Origin of the sequence: Planococcus liqunii (assembly GCF_030413595.1) — a bacterium.
Classification (GTDB): domain Bacteria; phylum Bacillota; class Bacilli; order Bacillales_A; family Planococcaceae; genus Planococcus; species Planococcus liqunii.
The window spans coordinates 3325256-3351379 of the sequence record NZ_CP129238.1 but is presented as its reverse complement, the minus strand read 5'-3'; the positions used below and the strand labels follow the sequence as shown (position 1 = coordinate 3351379).

The window sequence follows — 26124 nt, the reverse complement described above, 5'->3', positions numbered from 1 at the left end:
TTGTGTAACCGGTTACACATTCGAGCAGAACGGAGCATATATATGACGACGATTAGAGATGTGGCGAAAAAAGCAGGAGTTTCCGTAGCGACAGTGTCCCGTTATTTGAACGACAGTGGATATGTCAGCGGAGATGCGGCCAAAGCAGTGGCCGCCGCTGTAAAAGAATTGAAGTACGAGCTGAATCCTGTTGCCCGGTCTCTCAACACGAAAAAGACCAATTTAATCGGTCTCATCGTACCGGACATCACCAATCCCTTCTTTCCGGAATTGGCCCGTGCAGTGGAAGATGTTGCTTTAACCTATGGCTATACCGTCATTTTATGCAATTCGGATGAAAACCCAGAAAAAGAAAAAAATTACCTTGAAACGTTAAAGAAAAAATACATCGATGGTTTTATTGTGACATCCAACCAGCTCGATGCTCCGCATTACGCCAATATGGCGCTGCCGATCGTGGCGCTTGACCGGGCCATCAATGAGCACATTCCGACAGTGGCATCGAACAACAGAGAAGGCGCGGCGATGGGCACCCGTGTTCTATTGGAGCGGGGCTGCAAAAGAATCCTCTTTCTGCGGGGCCCGGAAGAACTGAATCCGGCAAATGACCGCTATGAAGGCTTTATGGATGCCATCCGCGATTCGGGTGTTGAATATGATGTGGTGGTTTGTCCGTTCCATTTTGCGGATTCGGAAAAAATAGTGGACCGGGTGCTCCGGGAGCATAAAAACATCGACGGCATTTTTGCCAGCAGCGATGTGTCGGCAGCAGGTGCTTTAAAAGCCGCAGCTAAGCTTGGAATTGCGGTGCCGGATGAGCTGCAGGTAGTCGGCTTTGATGGAATCGCGATGGGTGAAATGCTGACGCCCGGCTTGACGACGGTCGCTCAGGATGTCTATAAAATGGGGGCCATTGCCACCCGAGTTTTGATCAAACGGATCGAAAACCAAGTGGAAGAGCAGCATTTCTTTGAAGTGCCGGTCCAGTTGAAAATCCGTGGAACCACAAGGAGCGTGGAAAAATGATTACAGTAGTAGGAAGCATAAATATGGACCTCGTCGTACGGACGAACCGTTTTCCAAAACAGGGGGAAACGGCGCTCGGCGATTTGTATACGACAGTTCCTGGAGGCAAAGGCGCCAATCAGGCTGTTGCAGCCGCTCGGCTTGGCAGTGAAGTTCATATGATTGGAGCAGTTGGGACAGATGCTTTCGGAGACGAACTGCTGGCGGGCTTAAAGGCTGAATCCATTCAGGTAAATAACGTGAAACGGGTTGAAGGCACAAGCGGCATTGCCAACATTTTGCTGTCTGAAGGCGACAACCGGATCATCGTCGTGCCGGGTGCAAACCATCAACTGACAGCGGTGGAAATGGAAGCGTTTGAAACCCAGCTGGCGAACAGCCAAATGGTGATCATGCAACTTGAAATACCGATTCCGGTCATTCAGCGCACTTTGGAAATCTGTCATCAGCACGGAGTTCCGACAATTTTGAATCCGGCTCCGGCCACAGGTTTTACAGACGAATTCCTCCCTTATGCGACGTATTTAACACCGAATGAAACCGAAGCAGAGGAAATGTTCGGGCAAGACTGGGAAGCGGCGCTTGAACAGTACCCGAATCGGCTGGTTGTCACAATCGGCCAAAAAGGCGCCCGTTATTTTGATGGATCCCGCCATGTGACCGTTGAAGGGTTTGCTACAGAAGCGGTCGATACGACGGGTGCAGGCGACACCTTTAATGGAGCGCTCGGTGTTGCACTAGCGGAAAGCATGCCATTTGAAGAAGCTGTCCGCTTTGCTAATGCGGCAGCTTCCTTATCGGTGGAGAAATTCGGAGCCCAAGGCGGCATGCCGAAGCGGCAAGAAGTATTGGCGCGTTTAGGAGGAAGAGAGCTATGAAAAAACTGGGGATGATCAACCGGGATATCGCAGCTTCGCTTGCCTCATTCGGCCATACCGATTTACTGGTCATCGGAGACTGCGGTTTGCCGATTCCAAAAGGCGTGCCATGCATCGATTTGTCCTATCGCATCGGCGAGCCTCCGTTCTTAACGGTTCTCGAGGCCGTTCTGGAAGATTTCCAAGCGGAAGCGGCTTTCATTGCCCGGGAAATAACCGAGGGCAATCCGGAAGTGGAAAAGAAAGTTCTGGCGCAGCTTAAAGCAGATTATATATCGCACGAAGAATTAAAAGAACAAAGCAAACAAGCGAAACTGATTATCCGTACAGGAGAAGCGACACCTTATGCAAATATCGTCCTTCGTTCTGGCGTGATTTTTTAACTGGGAGGTGAACCACCATGATCCAAATGACCAATATATCAAAATCATTTAGTGGAAACCAAGTGCTGAAAGATGTCCAGTTTTCCTTAGAAAAAGGGGAAATTCACGCCTTGATGGGCGAGAATGGCGCCGGAAAGTCCACCATGATGAAAATACTGACCGGCATTTATTCGCGTGACAGCGGAACGATTAAAGTAAAAGGGCAGGAAGTGGAGTTCACTTCGCCCAAACAAGCGGAAGAAGCGGGAATTGCGGTTATTCATCAGGAATTGAACATCCTGCCGCATTTATCGATCACCGATAACCTGTTTCTTGGAAAAGAAGAAACATTCGGGCGCAGCGGAATCCTCAAAACAAGAACGATGCGCGAAAAGACGCGTCAGGCATTGGCAGAACTCGGCTTGAATGTCGATCCATCCCAGCCGGCAAGCACACTGTCGGTTGGCCAGCAGCAGATTGTGGAAATTGCAAAGGCCTTGTCCGCCAATGCGGAAGTGATTGTCATGGATGAACCGACAGCAGCTTTGACAGACCGGGAAATTGATACCTTGTTTGAGACCGTGCGAGGCTTGCAAAGCAAAGGCGTTTCGTTCATCTACATCTCTCACCGCATGGAAGAGATTTTTGCTTTATGCGACCGCATTACAATCTTGCGGGACGGACAATACGTCGGAGACCGGAACATCAAAGAAACATCTTTTGAAGAAATTGTCCAGATGATGGTAGGGCGCGAACTGGGTGAACGTTTTCCTGAGCGCAATGCACAAATCGGAGATGTTAAATTGGCGGTCAAAGGCTTGTCGCGGAAAGACTGTTTCGAAGACGTCTCATTTGAAATCCGCAAAGGCGAAGTGCTTTCGATTGCCGGGCTCATGGGGGCAGGGCGTACCGAAGTAGCCCAATCCTTGTTCGGCTATAAGAAAGCGGATTCAGGGACGGTCCTATTGGACGGGCGGGAAGTAAAAATCGCCAACCCGAAAACAGCGAAGGAATTGGGCATCGGCTATGTAACCGAAGACCGCAAATCCGAAGGGCTGATTGTCGATTTCACTGTAGAAGAAAATGTCAGCATGACCAATTTTTCTTCGATTTCGAAAAATGGCTTGATTTCCAAAGACAAAGAGCGCTCGCTTTACGAGGGGATGGTTAAGCGTCTGGGCATTCGCACATCCGGACCAACCCAAACCGCAAAATCCCTGAGCGGCGGAAACCAGCAGAAAGTGGTTATCGCCAAATGGCTCGGCATTGAGCCGGAACTGCTGATTTTGGATGAACCGACCCGCGGAGTGGATGTGGGGGCGAAAAAAGAGATTTACTCGATCATCAATGAACTGGCAGAACGCGGCGTGGCGATTTTAATGATTTCGTCTGAATTGCCGGAAGTGATCGGAATGGCGGACCGGGTCATCGTCATGCATGAAGGAAAAGTGACGGCTGACTTGCCAAAACAGGAAATGACACAGGAACGAATTATGCATTTTGCTACAGGAGGTGGAAAACTTGCAGTTGAAAACAGCTAACCAGTCAATCATACAAAAAATTGCTCCGTTTATCGGGCTGATTCTTATCATTCTTATTATTTCCATTTTAGAGCCAAGATTTCTGGCTACGAGCAACTTACTGAACGTTTTGCGGCAAGTTTCAATGAATGCCTTGATCGCATTCGGGATGACGTTTGTTATTTTAACCGGAGGAATCGACTTGTCGGTCGGGTCGATTTTAGCCCTTACCGGAGCGGTTACAGCCGGCATGATGGCAAGCGGCATGGATCCGATTCTGGCGATGCTGATCGGATTGTTGCTGGGTGCAGTGCTGGGGGCGATTAACGGAATTATCATTGCCAAAGGGAAAGTGGCGCCATTTATTGCTACACTTGCGACGATGACCATTTACCGTGGACTGACGCTCGTTTACACGGAAGGCCGTCCGATTTCCGGACTTGGAGATAATATGGCTTTCCAGATGCTTGGAAAAGGCTATTTCCTCGGGATTCCAATTCCAGTTGTCACGATGCTGATCAGTTTCGCAATTTTGTACTTCATCTTGAAAAAGACAACGTTCGGCCGCCGCGTCTTTGCGGTAGGCGGCAATGAAGAAGCGTCTATTCTTTCCGGCATCAATGCCGATCGCGTAAAGATCTACGTTTATGCACTGGTCGGATTGCTGGCGGGGCTTGCTTCATTGATTTTGACTTCACGATTGAATTCAGCGCAGCCGACTGCCGGGGAAATGTTCGAGTTGGATGCGATTGCAGCAGTTGTTCTGGGCGGCACCAGCTTGACTGGGGGCCGTGGCTGGATTGTCGGCACTTTGATCGGCGCACTGATTATCGGAGTTTTGAATAACGGTTTGAACTTAATTGGGGTTTCATCCTTTTTCCAGCAAGTGGTTAAAGGTGCAGTCATATTACTAGCGGTTCTCTTGGACCGTAAAAAAACAGCATAAGGGGTGTTGGAAAATGAAAAAAACGTTCTTACTATTGGTATTGATCGCAATGATGATTTTGGCAGCTTGTTCAATGGAAGCACCAGGTTCGGAATCAGAAGATGCAGGAAGTGGCTCTGATTCCGGCGGCGATTACAAAATCGGTTTCTCTGTTTCTACCTTGAATAACCCATTCTTCGTTACATTAAGCGAAGGAGCAGAAGCAAAAGCGAAGGAACTTGGTGCAACAATTTCTGTAGTTGATGCACAGGACGATGCAGCAAAACAAGCAAGTGATGTAGAAGATTTGATCCAACAAGGCGTAGACCTGATTATGATCAACCCGGTGGATTCTGAAGCAGTTACAGCAGCAGTTGAATCTGCAAACTCAGCAAACATCCCGGTCATCACAGTTGACCGCAGTGCAGCAGGCGGCGAAGTGGTTTCCCACATTGCATCCGATAACGTTGCCGGCGGGGAAATGGCTGGGGAATACTTGCTTGAACTTGTTGGCGACGGCGCACAAGTAGCTGAACTGGAAGGTGTTCCAGGAGCTTCAGCGGCACGTGAACGCGGAGAAGGCTTTAACAAAGTGGCTGCAGAAAGCTTAGAAGTTGCAGCAAAGCAAACAGCTAATTTTGACCGTGCTGAAGGCTTGACGGTTATGGAAAACATCCTGCAAGGAAACCCTGACATTAAGGGAGTGTTCGCACACAACGACGAAATGGCATTGGGTGCTCTTGAAGCAATCGAAGCCGCTGGAAAAGAGATTACAGTGGTTGGATTCGATGCAACAGATGATGCTGTGAAAGCAGTGGAAGAAGGGCGCTTGGCTGGAACGGTCGCTCAAAAACCTGAATTGATCGGCCAGACGGCAGTTGAAGCCGCTGTGAAATCATTGGACGGCGAAGAAGTGGAAGCATCGATTCCGGTTGAATTGGAATTGATTAAACAATAGTATAGAAGCTCGATGCAGGTGTATTGGATCTGCATCGCTAGCTTCAATGGAAAAGAGTCGTGCAAATATTTTGCACGGCTCTTTTTCTGCTATACTATCTTCAATAGTTTAGTGCAGGAGGCGATGGAATGAGAGATGTCTGGAAGCTGAAGTACGGGATGCACACGATTCAGGTGGAGAAAACGGTGGCGGGAGAAAAGCTTTTTGTCGATGGGGTATTGCAGGATGAACATCTCGGTTTCCATTTGAGTTCAAGGCTGTTTGGCAAAGTGAAGAATGAGGAAGGCGAAACAGAAGACATCAAAGTGTCGATCGGCTGGCGTCTTTTTAAAGTGCAATGCCGCATTTTCGTAGGGGAGCGGCTTGTCCATTCGACTGACATCCAGTGGGAAGGCTGAAAAGAGAGGTGCAGAATTTGCACCTCTCTTTTTTATGCCTAATTTTGCCGATATTATAACCAATTGTGTCGCAATCCCGGTTTTCAACAATTAAATGGCTTAGAATCTTCTACACCTCAAGTCTTATCAATAAAAAGTCCTGCGCCTGATGTCTCAGTTTTTGCGCCCGGCTACAATAAAGACAAGTAAAAACGCAGGGCTGCAAGAGACGGCTGGTGAGGAGATGAAACAATGGAGGTCTATATGGTGTTTACCGATACGAAGACTCCGCTGTCAAAAATGATCAAACTGTATACACGGCATCCATACAGCCATGTATCGCTGTCATTCAACCGGGAACTGAATGAAGTGTACAGTTTTGGCAGGAAAAGTGCGAACAAAGCATTCAGTGGAGGTTTCGTCAAAGAAGATTTGCATGGAGCATTATTTCAACGTGCGCATTGTGCAATATTCAAATGTCAGGTATCCGAGGAGGGCTATGCGGCCATGCGGGTGTTTATCCATAAAATGGAGCAGCGCCATGAGCAGTATAAGTATAATTTGGCTGGCTTGTTCGCTATAGCACTTCAGAAAGCCTTTGAACGGGAAAAAGCTTTTTTCTGTTCTCAATTTGTCTCAGAAGTTCTGCAATACGGCGGCATCCAAGTTTCAACAAAACCGTCTTCCCTGACGATGCCAAGCGATTTATTCGATGCAGAACAATTTGACTTATTGTATCGGGGTGCAATGGAGGATTACCCTTTTTTCGAAAAGGTCCATCTGTCTTTGCAAGAAGAGAAATGTTTAGCGGAGGTGCTTTAGCATGAAGAAAATCCTGATTTTTCCGCTTCTAAACAGTATGCCGTCCGGTCATCACCAAGTTGCCGCTGCTTTCTCTGAATACGTAGCGGGCGATTCTTTTGAAGTAGAATGCAAAAAAGTGGACCTGTTGAGCGAATGGAATGCCAAAGCCGAAATGGTGACAGTGAAAGCTTATTTGCAGTGGATTCGACGGTCGCCTCATTCTTATGGCTGGATTTACCGGCAATTTGCTTTTCGCTCAAAGGAAAAGCATTCTGCAAAATATTTTGAGTGGCTGTTCATGAAAAAAGTAGAAACAATTATCTCAAAAGAAAAACCGGATCTGATTGTCTGTACGCACGGGTTTCCTTCCTTCTTCATCAATAAACTAAAAGAAAGCGGAAGGTGTCCAGTTCCATGTTTGAATATCTACACAGATTTTTTTATCAACGATGTATGGGGCAGAAGCCGGATTGAATTTCATTTTGCAGCAACCAAAGCGATGAAAGACAAGCTCCAACAGGAATATCAAATTCCAAGAGAGCGCATATTTGTTACAGGCATTCCGGTCAGCGAGCGATTCCGGGAAGGCAAAAGAAGAAAAGAGTCTCAAACGGTATCCGTTTTGGTGTCAGGAGGAAGCACGGGATTGTCTAACATCATCGGGCAGCTGAAAGAAGGAATCGACAGCAGCAAATGGGAAATCCGGGTGCTTTGCGGCACCAACAAGCGTCTTTTTAAACAGCTTACTGCATTAAACAATCCGGCTATTAAACCATTGGCGTATATTTCCTCCAAAGAAGAAATGAACCGGCTTTACAACGAAGTGGACGTGCTCGTCACAAAGCCGGGCGGTGTGACGATCAGTGAAGCGCTGGAAAAAGAGCTGCCAATTTTCGTATCTGCTCCGCTTCCGGGGCAGGAAGAAATCAATCTCCGTTATTTAATGGAACAGAATCTGGCATTTACTTTGCCGAGTAGTGGAAATTTGCTGGAATTTATTGCGAGAACCCTGGAAGACACCAAACAAATCAAGCGCCATCAAGCGGCTGTTCAAAAACACAAACAATCGCTTTTATACACCTCTCCTCATAAAATAACGAATGCCATTGAACAGATGCTGATTAGCTGAGGAAAGGAGAGTGGCTATGTTGGTAGAGCAATTGCTGGCGTTTCTTGAGAGTCTGGGGCTGTCCGGATTGCTTGCGGCTATGTTTCTTGAAGGTTCTTCACTTCCTTTTCCCGGGGTGGTACTCGTTATTGCTTATGGAGGATTATTGAATCTCAATTTCGGAGAAGCGGCGCTTTTGTCAATCGCTTTAGCAGCGACATACAGTGCAGCCAGTCTGATTCCTTACTTTCTCGGCAAAAAAATGCATGCGTTATTGCCGAAGGGCTTCACGAAAGGCCGGCAGAGAGCATCTGATTTGTTCCGGCGTTATGGAATCTGGAGCATTGCGCTGTCACGGCCATTCGGAATCGGGAATTATATTTCGTACGTCGCCGGCATGAGCAAGATAGGAATTGTCCAATATTTGCTGCTGACTTTTACGGGCATCTATTCTTGGTGTTTGGCCATGCTTTGCATCGGTGCTTATGTGAACGGCAATTATGAAGTATTCCAATCTCTCTACAGTGACCATCAGCTTTATGTATACGGAGCAGTGTCAGCAACCGGGGCAGTGGGCTTAGTTCTTTACGCAAGATTCAGAAAAGCCAATCGTCTTATTGACAAATCTAAATCCGAGTACTAAGATAGACATTAAATTCATAACCTTATCCAGAGAAGCCGAGGGACTGGCCCGTTGACGCTTCAGCAACCTCTGACATTTGTCAGGAAGGTGCTAACTCCAGCAAGAATTCATTCTTGAGAGATAAGAACAGGGCGGATCAAAAGCCTTCTTTTCTCTTTTACGAGGAAAGAAGGCTTTTTTGTCTCCTTGAAACGAGTGGTACATAGTTCAAAAAAGAAAGGGAGAGTGCAATGAGCGATATCGTAATTTTGTCAGGAAGCCCTTCTGAGGTTTCACGATCGGAGCTAGTATTAAAGCATTTAGGAGAGCTGCTGAAAGAAGTCGGCTTTTCGGTCAGCCATATATCCGTTAGAGATGTGCCGCAGGAAGATTTATTTTTAGGGAAATATGACAGCAACGCCATCGCAGAGATCAGTACACTGATCCACGGCGCAAAAGGCGTGATTGTAGGCTCTCCGGTGTATAAGGCCGCTTATTCCGGTGTCTTAAAAGCGTTGATCGACCTGTTGCCGCAGGATGTCTTGCAGGATACACCGGTATTGCCGCTCATGACAGGCGGAAGTTCTGCCCATCTATTGGCGCTTGAATATACCTTAAAACCTTTGCTTGCGACATTAAAAGGGCAAAACCTAAAAGGCGTTTATCTGGTGGACAGCCAAATCGATAAAACAAATCCGGCAAAGCCGATTATCGACCAAGACGTGGAACAGCGAATCCAAAAACAAGTGGAATACTTTTCAGAGATTATTGAAAGGCGAAAGGCCGATTTAGTCGTCGGACAAAAAGTATAAGAAAGTCTTTGCTTCTAATGGAGTGTTGGAGAGTACTCTTGCTCCTTCATATCCCAGTCCCGGCGCTAGCTTTGTCGCAAAGGAGTTGCCCCAAATTACTTTTGGTGCAACTTCTTTTTTATTGGAGCAGCTTAAATTTTTTTATTAATAAATGGATAATTTTATCATATGTTATAGAAATTACTATGTTTATAGATTCATTTACTTAAAAATCGGAATATTCTTTTTCTTCTTATGATACGCTTCTGTTATCACACAATTAGGGGAGATGGAACAGTGGAGAAGAAGCGGTCTTGGAAGTGGGGAGTTCTGTTGTTTTTAGCGGCGGTATTGGCTTTTTCACCGGTGCAATGGGGACAGGTGAACCAGTCGGCTGGAGCGGATGAAGAATATGCGGGACTGGCCAATCAAGTAAATCAAATTTTACAGGACAAGCGATTGAACGGAGCACTGGCTGGCGTCAGCATACGGAAAGCGGATTCGGGCGAAGTGATTTACGATCATTTCGGAGATGTCCGGTTGAAACCGGCTTCCAATACCAAGTTGTTCAGCAGCACAGCGGCCCTTGAGACATTGGGCGAGGATTATCAATTCAGCACAGAAGTGCTTACTGATGGAAAGCTGTCGGGGAAAGTCCTGCAGGGGAATTTGTATTTGAAAGGCAAAGGGGATCCAACCTTGCTGCAGGAAGATTTTGAGCAGTTTGCTGCAGAATTGAAAAGCCAGGGCATCCAGAAAGTGAAAGGCGATTTAATCGGTGACGACACCTGGTACGACAATGAGCGCCTGTCTGAAGACCTGACATGGAAAGACGAGATTTATTATTACGGCGGACAAGTTTCGGCATTGACGGCTTCGCCGAATGATGACTATGACGCTGGGTCAGTCATTGTGGAAGTTAATCCGGGAGATCGGGCAGGCAGCGAAACAAAAGTGACGCTTTCGCCGTATACCGATTACGTCAACATCATCAACAAAACAACGACTGTAGCAGCAGGGCAGAAAAAAACTGTCTCCATTACACGTGAGCACGGCAGCAATGACATCATCATCGAAGGGGAAATGCCGCTTGAAGGATCGCGCACACGCGAATGGATTGCGGTATGGGAGCCGTCCGGTTATGCCTTGGATTTGTTTGAAAACGCTTTGTTGGCTGAAGGCATCCAGTTGATCGGCAAACATAAAATGGCTATGGGCAAAACGCCTGAAGGGAGCACCTTGCTTGCGGAACGGAAATCGATGCCGCTGCGTGAGCTTTTCATTCCGTTCATGAAACTGAGCAATAACGGGCACGGAGAAATTCTGGCAAAAGAAATGGGGCGGGTTGTATCCGGTGAAGGCAGCTGGGATGCAGGAATTGAAGTCATGGAAGGGGTAGCGGCTGATCTTGGCGTCAATACGGACACGATTCAATTGCGCGATGCTTCCGGGATGTCGCATGTAAACCTGGTCCCCGCCAATGAAATCTCGCAGCTTCTTTATGCAGCGCAAGGCAAAGGCTGGTACGATACGTTCCTCACGTCGCTTCCTGTAGCGGGTGCAGCAGACCGCATGGTAGGCGGAACACTCCGAAACCGGATGAAGACAGGAGCGGCAACCGGCAATGTCACAGCTAAAACGGGCAGCTTGACTGCTGTGTCTTCCTTGTCCGGCTACGCTGACACAAAAGACGGGGAAAAACTGATCTTTTCGATTGTCATCAACAACGATTTAACGACCGTGACGCCGATTGAAGATGCAATTGCAACGGCAATCGCGGAATACGAAGGCGAATAAAAGAGCAGACCCCGAAGAGTAAGTTCTTTTCGGGGTTTTGGTATTTGCAGAAGAGCGTCTTACATGAATTATTCCTTCTCTCCATCTAGCAATTCATTCGTTTTTTCTGTATGTTTAATATATTCGGATAAATACTTCTGGGGGGCAATACATATGAAACCAATCATCGGTGTGACGTCATCAAAAGAATTAGGAAAAGCAAAATACCATATTCAGCAAGCGGATACAGACGCGCTTCTGCAGGCAGGCGGACTGCCAATAATGCTGCCGCATTTGCTGCAGGACAGCGACATCGACCAGATCGCAGAGCGGATTGACGGGCTGTTTGCAGCGGGCGGCTACGACGTCGACCCGACGCTTTTTGGGGAAGAGCCGCATCCAAATCTCGGAACGATCATTCCATCCCGGGATGCGTTTGAGCTGGCATTGATCCAGAAAGTCCTGGAACTCGGCAAACCGATTTTAGGGGTGTGCCGCGGAGCGCAGATTTTAAATGTAGCTATAGGCGGAGACATGTATCAGGATATTGCTGCGCAAAAAGAAGGGGCTTTGCTGCAGCACCAGCAGCAGTCGCCTGTCGAGCATGGCAGCCACTTTGTCCATGTAGCGGAAGGATCGCTGCTTCACCGTTTGACGGGCACTGAAAAATTGAGAGTCAACAGCCGGCATCATCAGGCAAACCGAAATGTGCCGGAGCCTTTCGTGATTAGCGGAACAGCGAGCGATGGGGTAGTGGAAGCGATTGAAAGCAAGGAACATCATTTTGTCCTGGGCCTTCAATGGCATCCTGAAAATATGGCTATCGCCGCGGATGAAGCTTCCAAAAACATCTTCAAAGGGTTCATTGAGGCGTGTACAGAAGAAGGAGATGAATAAATGCATATCATCGATACCCATTGCGATGCCCTATTAAAATTGCAATTAGCCAAAAGAGGCAGGTTCTTTCAACAGGAACCGCTCCATTTCACCGATTCGGAAGTACTGGATACGAATTTCAAGCGTCTTCAGGCAGGCGGGGTGAAAGTGCAGTTTTTCGCCATCTTCCTGTATCCGGATGTGCCGTCAGAGGAAAAATGGCAGCATGCACTCGAACAAGTGGATTTGTTCTATACAGAAGTGCTTGGGAAAAACCCGTCCATGAAACACATCAAAAAATGGGAAGACATCGACCGCTTGAAAGACGATGAAATCGGCGCCGTCCTTACACTGGAAGGCGCAGATGCCTTCGGCAATGATTTGATGAAGCTGCGCCAATTATACCGTCTCGGTGTCTTGTCCATCGGTTTGACTTGGAACAACGCCAATCTGTGTGCAGACGGCGCCGGAGAGCCGCGCGGAGGCGGCTTGACGCTGCTCGGCAAAGAAGTGGTGCAGCTCAACAATGAGCATAGGGTTTTCACGGACGTTTCGCATTTGTCGGTAAAAGGCTTCTGGGAAGTCATGGAACTGGCAGATTACCCGATGGCGAGCCATTCCAATGCGCGGGCGCTTCGCGATCATCCACGCAACCTTGACGATGAACAGGCGAAAGCGATGTTTGCGAAGAATGGCTTGATTGATGTGGTATTTTGCCTTGACTTTATTAAAGAAGATACATCCCGGGTAGAGATTTCGGATTTGATCAAGCACATCGACCACTTCTGCGGGCTTGGAGGAATGAAACATATCGGCATCGGTTCGGATTTTGACGGCATCGTTTCCCATATTCATGATTTGGAGAATGCCTCGAAATTCCAGAATCTGATCAATGAGCTGCAAAAGCATTATTCGGAAGACGAAGTCGCCGGCTTTGCGTACCGGAATTTCCTGGAGCACCGGCCAGGGCTAAGACAAGGAGCGATGGATGATGGAGGAGCATTTGAAAGAAAAAGTGAAGTCGGTATTTGGCAAAAACGCAGATAAATACGTCACCAGCGACATCCATGCAAAAGGCGATGACCTTCCGCTTTTGGCTGAATGGCTTGAACCCCAAAAGACGTGGGTTGTTTTAGACATCGCAACGGGCGGCGGGCACGTGTCAAAGGCGCTTGCCCCGCATGCTGGCACCGTCATTTCAACAGATTTGACAGAAGCCATGCTGGAAAATACAGCGAGGCATCTCAAAGAAGAATATGACAATATCCTTTACGTCATAGCTGATGCCGAATCGTTGCCTTTTTTGCCGGAAAGCTTTGATGCGGCCGTTTGCCGGATTGCCCCGCACCATTTTCCGCATCCGGAAAAATTTATCCGGGAAACAGCACGCGTTCTGAAAACAGGCGGCAAGTTTATTTTAATAGATAATGTCGCACCTGAAGAAAACGAATGGGCGTTATTTATGAATGCCACGGAAAAGCTGCGGGACACGAGCCACGCACGCTGCTTATCGAAAAATGAATGGCGCCAATTGCTTCAGGAGAATAATTTAAAGGAAATCCAATCGCTCGACCGCAAAAAGACTTTCCAGTACCCAGCGTGGGTAAGAAGGACGGCTGAAAGCGAAGAGCAGGTCCGGCGAGTGGAAAAGCATTTGCTGGGAGCGGATGCAGCTGTGCAGGAATATTTTCAAATTGATGTCGAAAACGGGGAAGTCCGGACGTTTGTGATCGATGAGTGGATGGTTATGGCCCAAAAATAAAACCAGCACGCTGACATTTGTCAGTGCGCTGGTTTTTTCTTATTCTTCGTATACTTGAGCCGGTGCATTTTTCGTATGTTTGCGTTTATGCAAGACGGCATTGATTTCTGCGCCGATTACTAAAATTAAGCCGGTTAGGAAAAACCATAGCATCAGGACGATCAAACCGCCAAGGCTGCCATAAGTAGCAGAATAGCTGCCGAAGTTTGATACGTAAAACGAGAAGCCGAGTGACACGACTTGCCATAGCACTGTAGCAATCACCGCTCCGATAATTACTTCTTTGAACGGGAAATGTTTGTTTGGCGCAAATTTATAAAGGAACGCCAATACTAAGCTCATTACAGCAATGGAAATGACCCAGCGCAGCACTTGGAAAATGATTTCCGTCTGCTGAGGCAAGTTCAAGAATGAACTGATCATATCAATAATGGCGCCGCCGAATATCGGAAGAACCAAAGCGATGATTACCGCTACTAGCATAAACAGCGTTAAAAGAATTGCCATGCCTTTCAGTTTGATGAATGAACGCGTCTCCTCTACATCGTATGCCTGGTTAGTAGCTTCGATAAAAGCCGTCATGGCATTGGAGGCAGACCAGAGAGTCCCCAAAATACCGAATGTCAACAAACCGCCTGATGGGGTCGTGACCACGCTGACAATGGTATCTTGGAACGTGGTAGCCACTTCTCCTGGGAGAACTGTGGCAATGAAGTCCATAACCCGATTTGGATCAAGCTGTAGATAAGGTAAAATTGCTAGTAGTAAGATCAATAATGGAACAATGGCTAATAAATAATAATAAGCTTGCGCAGCAGCCAATGTCGTGGCTCTGTCTTTTTTGATTTCGCCGGCTACATCTTTGGCGACACCCATTGCTTTGCTCATAAATCCAACCTCCTTAGTTAATGTTGCTTATCTTTTATATGCCCCGTAACGGCAAGCTTTAATCCTAAAAACGGAAAGAAGCGGACATGCAAATTGCCATGCCGCTTCGTTTTGTTCTTTATTCCAATGTTTTTGCTCCTATAATTTCGCCAAAAGACAGCTTTTGTGTATGAAGCCCGGTATCGAGATGAAGTTTCTGCAGATGCAGATCAACAGTTGTAATCAAACCGGTGAATTTTTCGGAGCCATCCCGCCAGATCTGGATTTCAACGTCGCATTGCCGCTTGTAAGCCAGTTGAATCTCCTCGAAAATCGCTTCCAAATCAAACTCGTCCAATACCGGGCGGCTGTTGTAGCGGTCTTCTTCCTGCCATTTTTTTAGCATGTCCACATGCTCTGTCAGCATCATTGCGGTCCATTTGATGCGCCCACGGTCCTTGATTTGGCCTTTGACCGATAGATGTTTATTCAGTTTCATAAATAGCCCTCCTTTTTCTTTGATAGGAACATTTGTTCTTATTCTATAGAAAGGATAGGGAAGGGTCAATTGCCAGTGAAAGGAACTGGATGATATAAACAGAAAAAGAGACTTTCCACATGGGAAAGCCTCTTGTGATCAGCCTTTAAAAATATCAACAGCCACTTTTAAAATGTGATGGTTTTCCATATCGATAATCGACCAGCGATATCCTTCTTTTTCCACAATATCGCCAGTTTCAGCCTCGATCAGCTGATGCTGGATCCAGCCGGCAATCGTGTCGATATCGTCGCTGTCTTCAAACTCCATATTGAAGCGCTCTTCCAAGTCCTTCAATAGGACACGGCCCGCTATCAAATAGCGGTTCTCGCTTTCTTTAATAATCTCAGCTTCTTCTTCATCGTCAAATTCATCGCGGATTTCTCCGACAATTTCTTCCAGGATGTCTTCCATCGTAATAATACCGGATGTGCCGCCATACTCATCAATGACTAAGGCGATGTGTGTCCGGTCCTTCTGCATTTTCATGAGAGCCGTCTGAAGCGGCGTGGTTTCATGGAAATAGGGAAGCTCGTGGATAAAATCAGCCATATTGACCTCACCGTTCACTGCATAATGGGTCAAAATTTCCTTGGCATTGATAAATCCGATCAAATCGTCCTTATCGCCGTCATTCGCTATCGGATAGCGGGTATAACGATGTTCGCGAAGCTCTGTCAGCAATTCCTCGCTGCTCAAATCCTGCGGGAACGCGATAATTTGCGTACGGGGCACCATGACATCTTTGGCGCTTCGCTCATCAAAAGCAAAAATGTTCTGCATATAGGACAATTCGGTCTGATTGATTTCGCCGCTTTGAAAACTTTGGGCCATGATGATTTTCAGTTCTTCTTCCGAATGGGCTTGCTCATCCTTGATTGGCTGCACGCCGAAAACCCGAAGGAATACACGAGCCGAACCATTCAGCAGGAAAATGAACGGTGCCATGATTTTGCCGAACCAGTAAAGCGGCGGTGCCAAAAGCAGCGTCATGCGTTCTGCAAACTGCAGCGCCAATGATTTTGGCGCCATTTCACCGACCACTACGTGCAGGAATGTCACAAGTGAAAATGCCAGCACAAACGAAATGATCAACGAAACGGAGTCCGGGACGCCGAGAAGTTCAAATAAAGGATGCAGCAGGCGTTCGACTGTCGGTTCTCCGAGCCACCCAAGGCCAAGGGCCGTTACCGTTATGCCAAGCTGGCAAGCCGATAAATAATAATCGAGATCGCTGACCACTTTCTTTACAAGAACGGCTTTTTTATTTCCTTCTTCAATCAGCTGTTCGATGCGCGACATGCGTACTTTGACAACGGCAAATTCTGCGCCGACGAAAAAGGCGGTTAACGCGATTAATAAGACAAGTAAAGCTAAATTCACTAAAAGTATGGGGTCCAATAAATTCCCTTAAATAAGGGATTCACCTCCGGGTTATTTTATATACCTTTAAATTTACCATAAATTAAAGTGAAAACCTACAGGCAACTCTTGTCAGTCTTCAAGTACAGCGCGTGTGATTTCCTTGATATCAATGATGGTGTCTTCATTGATGACGTCATCAAGCATCACTTCCCGGAAGTAGGTGACGCTTGCTTTTAGCGGAATGGCAAGCAGTTTTTTCAGCGCAATCCGGTACATGGCGACAAATTCCTTGTCAGCGTTGCCCCGTTTCAATTCAGCAAAAGACTCGTAAAACTGATCCAGTTTATCCGCCATTTCCAGCAGGCGGCCTTCGATTGTGGCATCTTTTCCTTCTTTCATCCGGTCAAAAAAGACTTCCTGAAATTCTTCAGGAATTTCCCGGATGATGAATTTTTCCATCATGCCTTCTTCGACTTTGGCAATCATTTCTTTCAGTTCCGGCGAGGAATGCTTGACCGGTGTTTTAATGTCTCCGATAAAAACTTCTGCAAAGTCATGGTTGATGGTTTTTTCATATAATGACTTCCAATCGATGGTTTCTCCGGCCCGTTCTTCAATCGTTGCAAAGAACAATGCATATTGGCTGACTTTCCAGGAGTGGGCCGCCACATTGTGTTCTTCAAATTTAAATCTTCCCGGAGCACGGATGATCCGCTCCAAATCGTTCAACGAAGTAAAAAATTTATGAATTCCCATTCCCTCGACTCCTTTAGTATAAATTCTCTACCAACACCATACCCCATTTTGCGTATAATAAAAAAGAGAACAATAAAAAAGGAGCTCAATTCGCATGACAGGAAAAACTCACATCACAGGCGGTATCGCAGCAAGTCTTGCTTTTGCTCAAATCACCAATTATGATCCCGTTATTTTATTAAGTGCGGGAGTGGTCGGCGCCATCCTTCCAGACATTTGCCACGGCGGCAGCAAAATCGGACGGGCGCTTCCGGTCCTATCGAAAATCATCAATACCTTGTTCGGGCACCGGACGTTCACCCATAGCTTGCTGTTCCTATTACTTATTGGAGCATTATTGAACGCTACGCCGCTCCACGAAGCGGCGATTGCCGGTGTTTTGGTAGGGATGGCGAGCCATTTTATCCTGGATATGGCAACCAAAAGAGGGATTAAATTATTGTTTCCTTTTAAACTCAATGTACGCTTTCCGATAACGGCCACAACAGGAGGAACCGCCGAATATTTCGTATTCGCCGCACTCTCGCTGCTTTCCGTTTATTTTGGCTACGAGGCGTTTGCTGTTTACTTGTAAACGGTGGTTTTGTTAATGGGATTTGGGGAATATCTTCCTTAAACGCAGTAAAGGGAGGGAGACTTTGTGGGAAAAGACGATTTTTCAACTGAGAGACATCCGGACACCCCTACTGAAAACCGCCGTCAGCGGGAAGAATTCGAAAGCATTGGCCAGGAATCCGCTGAAGACGGAGCCGAAATGGCAAAAAGAGGCGCCCACAGCAACCTGGGCATTGGCGACGAACAAAACCCAGTTGAAGAAAAAGAAGAGCATTAAAAAGGAAAGGCGTCTGTTCATTCAGGCGCCTTTCCTTTTTTCAGCGTTTCTATAGAGACTGACAGCGGCTAAGTACAGGAGCGGCAACAAGGCGGTAAAAAGAACTAAGCCGGTCCAGCCGCCGTTCGTCCATAAGGGGCTCAGCAGCGAACTTCCGCAAGCGACACCGATGTAATAGGAAACCAGGTATAGGCTTGACGCGCTTCCTTTATGGTGGGCGGCCTGCTGTCCGACTGAAGCAGCGGTAAGGGAGTGGGCAGTGAAAAAGCCCAGGCAAGTAACGCAGAGACCGACAACGACAAGCCAAGTGACAGAGCTCAAGGTCAATAAAATGCCTAACGACAGAATGGCGACGCCGGCTCTGCGCACTTTTCGCAATCCGAAATTTTCAGCCGCCCGGCCTGCTAATGGAGAGCCGACAACCCCGATTCCATAAGCAAAGAATAAATAGGAAATCGACTGAAGGGACATGGAGAAAGGCGGGTTTTCCATATGGAATGGCAAGTAAGTCCACATGCCGGTGAATGAGATCTGGAGAACGGCACCCAGTCCAAAAACCACCAGCAGCGAAGGGTTTTTCAAATGGAACCAAAAGCCTTCGATATCTTTGGCAAACGTCAAATCCCCAGCCGCAAAATGGCGAGACTTTGGCAGCAGAAAAAGCACGGCAGCAAACAAGATAAGTCCGGTAACCCCAAAAATGACAAATGTGGTTTGCCAGGAAAACAGATCCGTCAGGGATCCCGAAAGCACCCGGCCGATCATGCCGCCAAGGGCATTGCTTGAAATATACAAGGCCGTGGCATAGCCGATATTTTTAGGAGCAATTTCTTCACTTATGTAGGCAAGTGCTGCAGCCGGCACTCCAGCAAGCGCAAACCCTTGGATAAATCGGAGTATCAGAAACCAGTTATAGGATTCGGCGAGGGGAAGAAGAAAAAAGGGAAGTGCCGAACCGAGCAAAGAGTAGATGATATAAACTCTTCGGCCATTGCGGTCCGAGAAAAACCCAAGCACAATCAGTCCAAGGATGAGCCCGACGATCGTCAGGGACATGGCAAGGCTGGAGGCGGAAACCGACACTTGAAATTCATCTACAAAAAGAGGCAGTAGCGGCTGGACTACGTACAAATTGGCAAAAATGAAAAGAGAAGCCAACAGCAAACTGAACATAATTTTCCAAAATTCACGGGTGTCTGCCGTGTACTTTTCCGTATGCATCCGGCCACCTCCTTCGAATTGATAATCCTATACTAACACTAAAAAACAATCATAGAAATTCCGCCAAGGGTGATTTTTGGGATAAAAAAACCCGCAATAGCAATCATTGCGGGAGTCGGTTATATTTTTTTGAAGAAAGAGATGATTTGTTTTTTTGAAGGTTCTTGAAGCCGGTAGCGCAATTCTTTGTTTTGCGTATTTACGAGGTGGTATGCCGGATTCTCGGCAACCGTAAACTTCCAATGCGGCTTCGTGTTTTTCTTTTGGATCTGCAATTCAGGGGGCATCATCTTTTTTGTGAAACTTTCCAGTTTAGCCATTAAAAAGGTATCCATATACCTTACGATCAAAAAGCCTTGCTGACGCTCAGGATCAAACTTCGCCAAAGTGAATTCGCTGATATCGAATCCTTTTTCATACCGCTGTACCGAGGGGGACAGCACAAAACAATCTTCATTCGTAAAAACTGCAGAATTGCCTTGTTGTTTCAGCCCTAATTCTTCGACCAGAAAATCCTTGTTAACCAGACTCATTTCTCGCGCAGTAGCCATGTAATTCCTCCTAATGAAACATATTATACTTCTATTATAGCACTCTTCCGCCAATAAAGGGGCGTTAGAAGGTTCTCGGTCTTTATACATGGATAAGGATGTAACGCTTTGGAAAATAATCATATAAATGGAATCGAAAAGATGGCAGGAAAGTCAAGCGAAGAAAGAATTTCGAAAAAAGGAGATAGCTGTTTTTTATCGAATAGAAACAGGACAGAAAGTGCATGAAAAAAATGGCTGTGAAATATAAGGAGGGAAGCTTTGTGAAAACAATCGGGATGATTGGCGGCATGAGCTGGGAATCTTCCGCTGAATACTATCGGCTGATCAATGAAGAAGTGAAAAACCGTTTGGGCAGGCTGCATTCCGCAAAATCCATTTTGTACAGCGTGGATTTTGAAGAAATCGAGCAGCTGCAGGCAAGCGGTGAGTGGCACCAAGCCGGAAAACTGCTGGGGCAAGCGGCCACAAGCCTTGAAAAGGCGGGAGCGGATTTTATCATTCTTTGCACCAATACGATGCATAAAGTGATAGAAGAAATAGAAGAGAACCTCTCCATTCCGCTATTGCATATTGGGGATGCTGCTGCCGCTGCAATTAAGGAAAAGCAGCTTCAAACAATCGGATTGCTTGGTACCCGCTACACGATGGAAATGGATTTTTATAAATCCCGATTGGCCGCGGGCGGTTTGGAAGTACTGATTCCAAGTGAACAAGAAAGAACCGAAATCAACCGGATTATTTTTGAAGAACTGTGCATGGGCACGGTGCGGGAAGCTTCGCGGAATTTCTTCCTGGAAGTCATGCAAAGCCTGGCGGTGGACGGAGCAGAAGGAATCATTCTTGGCTGTACCGAAATCGGCTTGCTGGTTCAAAAAGAGCATACGGGCATTCCGTTATTTGATACAACGATGATTCATACCAAAGCTGCGGTAGACTGTGCTTTGAGTAATTAAATGCATTTTAGAGGAATATTCTGATATATTTAAATTAATAAAATCGTATGCAGAAAGGATGATTCTCATGTGTGGAAGGTACTCCTTGTATGCAGATTACCGTGTCCTATTGGAACGTTTTAACATTGATGAGGCAAGCTTTTCGGAAGAAGACTATTCACAAAGCTTTAACGTAGCACCTTCCCAACAGGTAGTAGCCGTCGTAAGCGACGGCAAGAAAAACCGTCTGGGATTCTTGAAGTGGGGGCTTGTGCCGCCTTGGGCAAAAGATGAGAAAATCGGTTATAAAATGATCAATGCGCGGGCGGAAACCGCGGCGGAAAAACCGAGCTTCCGGAATGCCTTTAAGAAAAAGCGCTGCTTGGTGGTAGCCGATTCCTTTTATGAATGGAAGCGGAGGGATGATGGAAAAACGCCGATGCGCATCAAATTAAAATCTGGAGAACCGTTCGCTTTTGCAGCTTTATGGGAGTCCTGGAAGTCACCGGAAGGCAAGACCGTCAACACTTGCTCGATTTTAACGACGGGAGCGAATGAATTGATGGGTACCATCCATGACCGGATGCCCGTCATTTTAACGAAAGAAGCAGAGAAAATCTGGCTCGACCCGAACGTGCAGGATGCAGAAGAGCTCGGCAAACTGCTCCAGCCCTTTGATTCCAATGAGCTTGAAGCGTATGAAGTCTCTGATGCTGTCAATTCACCAAAAAACAATGGCCCTGAGCTGATTGAGAAAATTGGGTGACCAAAAGCTGGCGGAACTGATCCGGCCGGCTTTTATTGACGGGGGGAGTGAAGATGAAAAGCGGTTTGATATTAGAAGGCGGAGGGATGCGCGGCGTTTACACCGGAGGCGTCCTGGAAAAGTTTTTGGAAGAAGAGATATTTGTGGATTATATTATTGGGGTTTCGGCAGGTGCCTGCAATGCTTCTTCTTATGTATCACGCCAGACAGGCCGCAACCATAAAGTGACCATCGGTTCTGTGCACCATCCTGATTATATATCTGTCAAAAACCTGCTGCTGAAAAGGGAATTGTTCGGGATGAACTTGATTTTTGACGAAATTCCAAATCGGCTCGTGCCATTTGACTACAACAGTTTTCATGACGCAACGGAAGAGTTTGTCATAGGGGTGACAGATTGCTTAACTGGAAAGGCCGTGTATTTTGAAAAGCGGGAGCATGCCAAAGATGTCTTGGCGATAGTGCGGGCATCCAGCTCTTTGCCTTTTATGGCGAAGCCGGTTGAATTTGAAGGCCGTTTGCTGATGGATGGCGGCGTAGCTGACCCCATTCCCATCCGCAAGGCCCTGGCAGACAGTGTCACAAAGCCCATCATTGTACTGACAAAAGAAAAAGGATACCGGAAAAAGAAGAATTCTTTTGCCCGGCTGATGCCTGCGCTTTACCGCCAATTTCCTGGCATGGTGAAAAGCATGGAAAGCTGGTCTGTGCGCTATAACGAAACGATGGAGTTTATTGAAGAACTGGAAGCAGAAGGGAAAGCCCTCGTGATCCAGCCTTCTAAGTTCTATAAGATCAATAGCATGGAGCGGGATATTGAAAAGTTGACGGAGTTGTATGACCAGGGCTACCGGGATGCGGAAGAACGGATGGAAGAAATTATCAAGTTCATCTCAGTTTAAGGACCATAAGAAAAACCGCTGAAGCCAGCGGTTTTTTTCTATAGCCGTTTTACCGTTAAACTGCCGTTGTCCGATTGCAGAACGACGGAATGGAGTCCATCGCCGAATACGGCTTTGTTGCTTTTGGAACCGAAAAGGGAAGCTTTTCCATGATTTTTATGTGCACGAATCGAAACATTGAACGGATCTTTCAAAGTTTCAAGCGTAATGCTGCCATTGTCGGATTTCAAGTCAATGTTGCGTTCAAGGTCGGGTGTCTGCAAATGGATTTTTCCATTGTCTGATTCCGCCTCTATATTTCCAGCGGCATTTTCCATTACAATACTGCCGTTATCCGATTTTAGTTTCATGGTTTTCGCCTCTGCACCTTTTAAGACAATTTTGCCGTTATCGCTTTTTGCTGAAAGTGTATCTGCTTGGATTTCTCTTAACTTAACGGAACCGTTGTCGGATTTAACGGTGAGGGCTGAGGCGACAATGTCCTCTAATTCGATGCTTCCATTGTCTGACTTGGCATTAAAAATGCGGCTTCTCAATTGTGCAGCTTCAATCTTTCCATTGTCCGACAGGATTTTGATGGACTCATACATTTTTGGAGGCAATTGTACAGTGACAACAGGGGATTTGGTGTTGATCGTGAAACTGAAAATCCCCCATTTTTTCACTTCATCTTTCAGCGTAATGACCAGTTTGCGGTCGATGACTTCTGTAAGGAACAGCTGGTTATAACTTTTGTTTTCGATGTCGACATGCACCTCGCCATCAAAAGAAGGGCTGATTTCCAATGAACCATTGTCCAGTTGAATATCGACATGGTCAAATCCGTCGTGGTCCAACTCACTCTTTGTTAGATTCACAGACTTTGCCGGAAACTCAGCTTGGTTGAAATCAAACGATCCGATCAGTTCACCCGCAATTTCAGAAGGGGCGCCAAGTTCAGCTGCAATTTCCTGTTCGCTTTTGCCGTCAGCGCGTCCATTGGAAAAATATTCTTGGATATCCTGAAGAATGTCCTTGCGTTCTTCTTCTGGAAGCCGAGTTAATGCCTGTTCAAGTTCTTGGATAAACTGTTTTTCAATCATTGTGCACACCCTCTTCGATTAGTTGGTTAACTCCATGCGTGAAACTTTTCCATTCAGCCAATTGCTCGTGCAAATACTCTTTTCCGGTTTCTGTTATTTTGTAGTATTTGCGTGGAGGGCCTTCACTCGATTCCTGCAAATACGTGCTGAAATATCCTTCCTTTGTCAGCCGCCGCAACAACGGATAAACCGATCCTTCGGATATGGCGATGCGGTCAGAGATTTTTTGAACCAGTTCATAGCCATAACGGTCCTGTTTCTCAAGAAGAACAAGAACACAGAGGTTAAGAACCCCTTTCTTAAATTGGACATTCATTAGAAAATCACTCCTTCCTTACTACTATTCATAAAATAGTACTGTTTAATGAGTACTATATCATTCACTACTGTTTATAGCAAGGTATTGGTAATTGACTTTATATACTTAATGGACTACGTTGAGTGCAAAGGCTTAAAAGGAGTTGGAAGCGATATGGAGAAAGTGAAACAAATCGAAGCGGTTCTTGCCGGTTCAGAACCATTTACCGTTATTGATATGGAAGTGAAAAACTACTTACCGATTTTTTCGGATTACCAGCGGATGAGTCCGTTCTTTATGCTGGACCATGAACCTCCGCAAACATTCCCTGCGATAACAGGCTCTGGAAGAGTGGATGGATTGCATCCCCACAGGGGATTGGAGACCGTCACGATTGTCTATGAAGGGGCCATTACCCATTACGACACCAATGGGAACGGCGGGACAATCCATAAAGGCGAAGCCCAGTGGATGACAGCTGGCGCTGGAATCCAGCACACTGAATTTCCTGAGCTTCCGGAAGGCGGCGTTTCTGAAATGATTCAGTTATGGGTGCTGCTTCCGAAGGCACAGAAAATGGCGCACGCGAAGTATCAATCGTTGACTCAGGACAAGATCCATTCGGTTCCGGTTCACGGAGGAGAAGTCCGCGTGATAGCGGGCGAGTATGCAGGAACTGTTGGCGCAGCGCTGTCATTTTCGCCTCTGCATCTTTTCGATGTCCATTTGCAAAAAGAAGGCCAGGCAGAATTTGAGTTTCCACCGCATTTCAATACGGGAGCATTTGTGGTGAAAGGCGAAGTAAGCGTCAATGGAGAGGACTCTGTCGCTTCAGGGAATTTCATTTTGTTCGAAAACAGCGGTGAAGCTTTTGTCGTCAACGCTTTAAAAGAGGAAACGGTTTTGCTTGTTTTGAGCGGAGAGCCGCTCGGTGAACCCATTGCACACCGAGGCCCTTTTGTGATGAACACAAAAGAGGAACTGGATCAGGCATTCCAGGATTATTGGAATGGAAAGTTTTAGTATAAACTTCTATAAGTTTTCATTTATAATATAAGAACCACTTACAAGAAAAGGAGCACCCCGCATGAGCAGAGGTCGATTCATATGATTATAAAACTGGACCATCGGCAACAAGAAATGGCTGAAGCGATTCAACGGATTCAAAAACCCGCATATGAAGTGGAAGCAAAACTGATTGGATTCGCTGGCATTCCTCAAATCAAGGAATCCGTTGAAGACATTCAAAGGAGCGATGAGATTTTCTGGGGCATGGTGGAAGAACGGCTGAAAGGATTCATTTCTTTTAAAGAAATAGGAAAGACCATTGATATTCATCGGCTCGTAGTTGACCCGGCAGCCTTTCGCCAAGGCATCGGGAAAACATTGCTGGTTCATTTGATGGAGCAATATGGCGATCATGACTTTCTGGTAAGCACCGGCACAGCTAATCAGCCTGCTGTAAACTTATATAAATCGTTCGGCTTTGCCGAACAGAAGCGGTTTGAAGCAGCTCCCGGAATTACACTTAGTGAATTTTTAAAAAGAAAGTAAAAAGAACTATTTAATTTCGAAAAGAAACTAAATATAATGGTTGTATTACAAAACGGAAGCAAACAGTGCTTTGTTATGTTCTGTTTATAGGTCGGAGGTGGAATGATGAAAATAGATGAAACCGATAGAAAGATTTTAGAATTGCTGACAGCGAATGGACGCTGCTCTTATGTCGACATTGGAAAAGAGTTGAATCTTTCCCGGGTGGCGGTCCGTGAGCGGGTCCATCAATTGACGGAAGCTGGAATCATCGAAAAATTTACGGTAGTGATCAACAGCGAAAAAGTAGGGAAGCAAGTATCCGGTTTTTTTGAAGTGGACTGCGAGCCTTCATCTCTGGTGGAAGTAGCCCAAGCACTTGCGGATAATCCAAATGTCGCCAGCTGCTACCAAATGACAGGGCCTTCCACTTTGCACATGCATGTCTTGGTAGACGATTTCATGGGACTGGAAAAATTCATAAACGAAGAGTTATACGCTCTTGAAGGCATTACTCGAGTCGAAAGCCATATTTTGCTTCGGCGCTTCAAAAGCAGAAACGGTTTAAAGTTATAAAACAACATAAAAGCCTGCAGCGAAATTTATTTGCTGCAGGCTTTTTCTTTTTGGTGATTTTGAAAACGGCAAAATATATTCATTAGTAAACAGAAAGCATTAGAAATTAAAATAATA

At 46.4% G+C, this 26124-nt stretch carries 31 protein-coding genes and 1 riboswitch; of the genes, 23 read left to right on the top strand and 8 right to left on the bottom strand.

Annotated elements, in window-relative coordinates; translation table 11 throughout:
- The first annotated feature begins 42 nt into the window (after positions 1-42).
- From QWY22_RS16560 to QWY22_RS16490, 15 genes are all read left to right on the top strand, one after another.
- A complete protein-coding gene (locus QWY22_RS16560) occupies positions 43-1026 on the top strand; it encodes a LacI family DNA-binding transcriptional regulator (protein WP_300981922.1) in 984 nt (327 codons plus the stop codon).
- On the top strand, positions 1023-1904 hold the full coding sequence (gene rbsK / locus QWY22_RS16555; protein WP_300981921.1) for a ribokinase: 882 nt from the start codon (positions 1023-1025) through the stop codon (positions 1902-1904). The genes QWY22_RS16560 and rbsK overlap by 4 nt, the downstream gene beginning before the upstream one ends.
- Positions 1901-2287, top strand: coding sequence for a D-ribose pyranase (gene rbsD / locus QWY22_RS16550; protein ID WP_300981920.1), 387 nt, complete (start codon positions 1901-1903; stop codon positions 2285-2287). The genes rbsK and rbsD overlap by 4 nt, the downstream gene beginning before the upstream one ends.
- Positions 2288-2304: 17 nt before the next feature.
- Positions 2305-3807: a sugar ABC transporter ATP-binding protein gene (locus tag QWY22_RS16545; protein WP_300981919.1), complete on the top strand. Its 1503-nt coding sequence runs from the start codon at positions 2305-2307 to the stop codon at positions 3805-3807.
- Positions 3788-4732: an ABC transporter permease subunit gene (locus tag QWY22_RS16540; RefSeq protein ID WP_036801803.1), complete on the top strand. Its 945-nt coding sequence runs from the start codon at positions 3788-3790 to the stop codon at positions 4730-4732. The genes QWY22_RS16545 and QWY22_RS16540 overlap by 20 nt, the downstream gene beginning before the upstream one ends.
- Before the next feature lie 13 nt (positions 4733-4745).
- Positions 4746-5669 carry a ribose ABC transporter substrate-binding protein RbsB gene (gene rbsB / locus QWY22_RS16535; protein WP_300981918.1) on the top strand — a complete coding sequence of 308 codons (924 nt, stop codon included), beginning with the start codon at positions 4746-4748 and terminating at the stop codon, positions 5667-5669.
- Between the two features lie 128 nt (positions 5670-5797).
- A complete protein-coding gene (locus QWY22_RS16530) occupies positions 5798-6067 on the top strand; it encodes a hypothetical protein (RefSeq protein ID WP_300981917.1) in 270 nt (89 codons plus the stop codon).
- Positions 6068-6298: 231 nt separating this feature from the next.
- On the top strand, positions 6299-6868 hold the full coding sequence (locus QWY22_RS16525; RefSeq protein WP_300981916.1) for a C40 family peptidase: 570 nt from the start codon (positions 6299-6301) through the stop codon (positions 6866-6868).
- Position 6869: 1 nt separating this feature from the next.
- Positions 6870-7979 carry an MGDG synthase family glycosyltransferase gene (locus QWY22_RS16520; RefSeq protein WP_300981915.1) on the top strand — a complete coding sequence of 370 codons (1110 nt, stop codon included), beginning with the start codon at positions 6870-6872 and terminating at the stop codon, positions 7977-7979.
- 16 nt (positions 7980-7995) lie between these two features.
- Positions 7996-8601, top strand: a complete 606-nt coding sequence (locus tag QWY22_RS16515) for a DedA family protein (protein WP_300981914.1) — start codon at positions 7996-7998, stop codon at positions 8599-8601.
- Between the two features lie 19 nt (positions 8602-8620).
- Positions 8621-8728: riboswitch (SAM riboswitch) on the top strand.
- A gap of 103 nt (positions 8729-8831) precedes the next feature.
- A complete protein-coding gene (gene ssuE / locus QWY22_RS16510) occupies positions 8832-9392 on the top strand; it encodes an NADPH-dependent FMN reductase (RefSeq protein WP_300981913.1) in 561 nt (186 codons plus the stop codon).
- Between the two features lie 276 nt (positions 9393-9668).
- Positions 9669-11168 carry a D-alanyl-D-alanine carboxypeptidase/D-alanyl-D-alanine endopeptidase gene (dacB, locus tag QWY22_RS16505; protein WP_300981912.1) on the top strand — a complete coding sequence of 500 codons (1500 nt, stop codon included), beginning with the start codon at positions 9669-9671 and terminating at the stop codon, positions 11166-11168.
- Between the two features lie 153 nt (positions 11169-11321).
- The gene (locus QWY22_RS16500) at positions 11322-12044 is read left to right on the top strand and encodes a gamma-glutamyl-gamma-aminobutyrate hydrolase family protein (protein ID WP_300981911.1); all 723 of its coding nucleotides are present in this window, start codon (positions 11322-11324) and stop codon (positions 12042-12044) included.
- Complete coding sequence (locus QWY22_RS16495; protein ID WP_300981910.1) at positions 12045-13070, top strand: dipeptidase; 1026 nt, start codon at positions 12045-12047, stop codon at positions 13068-13070.
- Positions 13012-13785 (top strand): class I SAM-dependent methyltransferase, encoded by a 774-nt coding sequence (locus QWY22_RS16490; protein WP_300981909.1) that lies wholly within the window; start codon positions 13012-13014, stop codon positions 13783-13785. The genes QWY22_RS16495 and QWY22_RS16490 overlap by 59 nt, the downstream gene beginning before the upstream one ends.
- 39 nt (positions 13786-13824) lie before the next feature.
- Here QWY22_RS16490 and QWY22_RS16485 read toward each other — a convergent pair whose 3' ends face one another.
- The 4 genes from QWY22_RS16485 to QWY22_RS16470 all read right to left on the bottom strand — a co-directional run bounded on the left by QWY22_RS16485 (position 13825) and on the right by QWY22_RS16470 (position 17311).
- On the bottom strand, positions 13825-14673 hold the full coding sequence (locus QWY22_RS16485; RefSeq protein ID WP_300981908.1) for a YihY/virulence factor BrkB family protein: 849 nt from the start codon (positions 14671-14673) through the stop codon (positions 13825-13827).
- 118 nt (positions 14674-14791) lie between these two features.
- A complete protein-coding gene (locus QWY22_RS16480) occupies positions 14792-15151 on the bottom strand; it encodes a YolD-like family protein (protein ID WP_300981907.1) in 360 nt (119 codons plus the stop codon).
- Between the two features lie 138 nt (positions 15152-15289).
- Entirely contained in the window at positions 15290-16573 is a 1284-nt protein-coding gene (locus tag QWY22_RS16475; RefSeq protein WP_300981906.1) for a hemolysin family protein, read from the bottom strand.
- Positions 16574-16684: 111 nt separating this feature from the next.
- On the bottom strand, positions 16685-17311 hold the full coding sequence (locus tag QWY22_RS16470; RefSeq protein WP_036801824.1) for a YfbR-like 5'-deoxynucleotidase: 627 nt from the start codon (positions 17309-17311) through the stop codon (positions 16685-16687).
- A gap of 94 nt (positions 17312-17405) precedes the next feature.
- On the opposite strand from QWY22_RS16470, the gene QWY22_RS16465 reads away from it, so the two are divergent.
- Positions 17406-17885, top strand: coding sequence for a metal-dependent hydrolase (locus QWY22_RS16465; RefSeq protein WP_300981905.1), 480 nt, complete (start codon positions 17406-17408; stop codon positions 17883-17885).
- Positions 17886-17951: 66 nt separating this feature from the next.
- Positions 17952-18143 carry a hypothetical protein gene (locus tag QWY22_RS16460; protein WP_300981904.1) on the top strand — a complete coding sequence of 64 codons (192 nt, stop codon included), beginning with the start codon at positions 17952-17954 and terminating at the stop codon, positions 18141-18143.
- 21 nt (positions 18144-18164) lie between these two features.
- Here the strand turns inward: QWY22_RS16460 and QWY22_RS16455 are convergent, their stop codons facing one another.
- Positions 18165-19364, bottom strand: coding sequence for an MFS transporter (locus QWY22_RS16455; RefSeq protein WP_300981903.1), 1200 nt, complete (start codon positions 19362-19364; stop codon positions 18165-18167).
- Between the two features lie 119 nt (positions 19365-19483).
- The gene (locus tag QWY22_RS16450; protein WP_036805491.1) at positions 19484-19915 is read right to left on the bottom strand and encodes a hypothetical protein; all 432 of its coding nucleotides are present in this window, start codon (positions 19913-19915) and stop codon (positions 19484-19486) included.
- A 263-nt stretch (positions 19916-20178) separates the two neighbouring features.
- Between QWY22_RS16450 and QWY22_RS16445 the strand changes: the two genes are divergently transcribed.
- From QWY22_RS16445 to QWY22_RS16435, 3 genes are all read left to right on the top strand, one after another.
- The gene (locus QWY22_RS16445) at positions 20179-20871 is read left to right on the top strand and encodes an aspartate/glutamate racemase family protein (RefSeq protein ID WP_300981902.1); all 693 of its coding nucleotides are present in this window, start codon (positions 20179-20181) and stop codon (positions 20869-20871) included.
- Between the two features lie 67 nt (positions 20872-20938).
- The gene (locus QWY22_RS16440) at positions 20939-21616 is read left to right on the top strand and encodes an SOS response-associated peptidase (RefSeq protein WP_300981901.1); all 678 of its coding nucleotides are present in this window, start codon (positions 20939-20941) and stop codon (positions 21614-21616) included.
- A gap of 53 nt (positions 21617-21669) precedes the next feature.
- Entirely contained in the window at positions 21670-22518 is an 849-nt protein-coding gene (locus tag QWY22_RS16435; RefSeq protein ID WP_300981900.1) for a patatin-like phospholipase family protein, read from the top strand.
- Between the two features lie 38 nt (positions 22519-22556).
- Here the strand turns inward: QWY22_RS16435 and QWY22_RS16430 are convergent, their stop codons facing one another.
- Together QWY22_RS16430 and QWY22_RS16425 are read right to left on the bottom strand one after the other, a co-directional pair.
- Complete coding sequence (locus QWY22_RS16430; protein WP_300981899.1) at positions 22557-23600, bottom strand: DUF4097 family beta strand repeat-containing protein; 1044 nt, start codon at positions 23598-23600, stop codon at positions 22557-22559.
- Positions 23593-23916: a PadR family transcriptional regulator gene (locus tag QWY22_RS16425; RefSeq protein WP_300981898.1), complete on the bottom strand. Its 324-nt coding sequence runs from the start codon at positions 23914-23916 to the stop codon at positions 23593-23595. Before QWY22_RS16425 ends, QWY22_RS16430 begins: the two co-directional genes overlap by 8 nt.
- Before the next feature lie 156 nt (positions 23917-24072).
- Here QWY22_RS16425 and QWY22_RS16420 point away from each other — a divergent pair, with 156 nt between their 5' ends.
- The 3 genes from QWY22_RS16420 (at position 24073) to QWY22_RS16410 (ending at position 26007) form a co-directional block, all read left to right on the top strand.
- Positions 24073-24921, top strand: coding sequence for a pirin family protein (locus tag QWY22_RS16420; protein WP_300981897.1), 849 nt, complete (start codon positions 24073-24075; stop codon positions 24919-24921).
- An 84-nt stretch (positions 24922-25005) separates the two neighbouring features.
- Complete coding sequence (locus QWY22_RS16415; RefSeq protein ID WP_300981896.1) at positions 25006-25452, top strand: GNAT family N-acetyltransferase; 447 nt, start codon at positions 25006-25008, stop codon at positions 25450-25452.
- Positions 25453-25557: 105 nt separating this feature from the next.
- Positions 25558-26007: an Lrp/AsnC family transcriptional regulator gene (locus tag QWY22_RS16410; protein ID WP_036805521.1), complete on the top strand. Its 450-nt coding sequence runs from the start codon at positions 25558-25560 to the stop codon at positions 26005-26007.
- Positions 26008-26124: the final 117 nt, after the last annotated feature.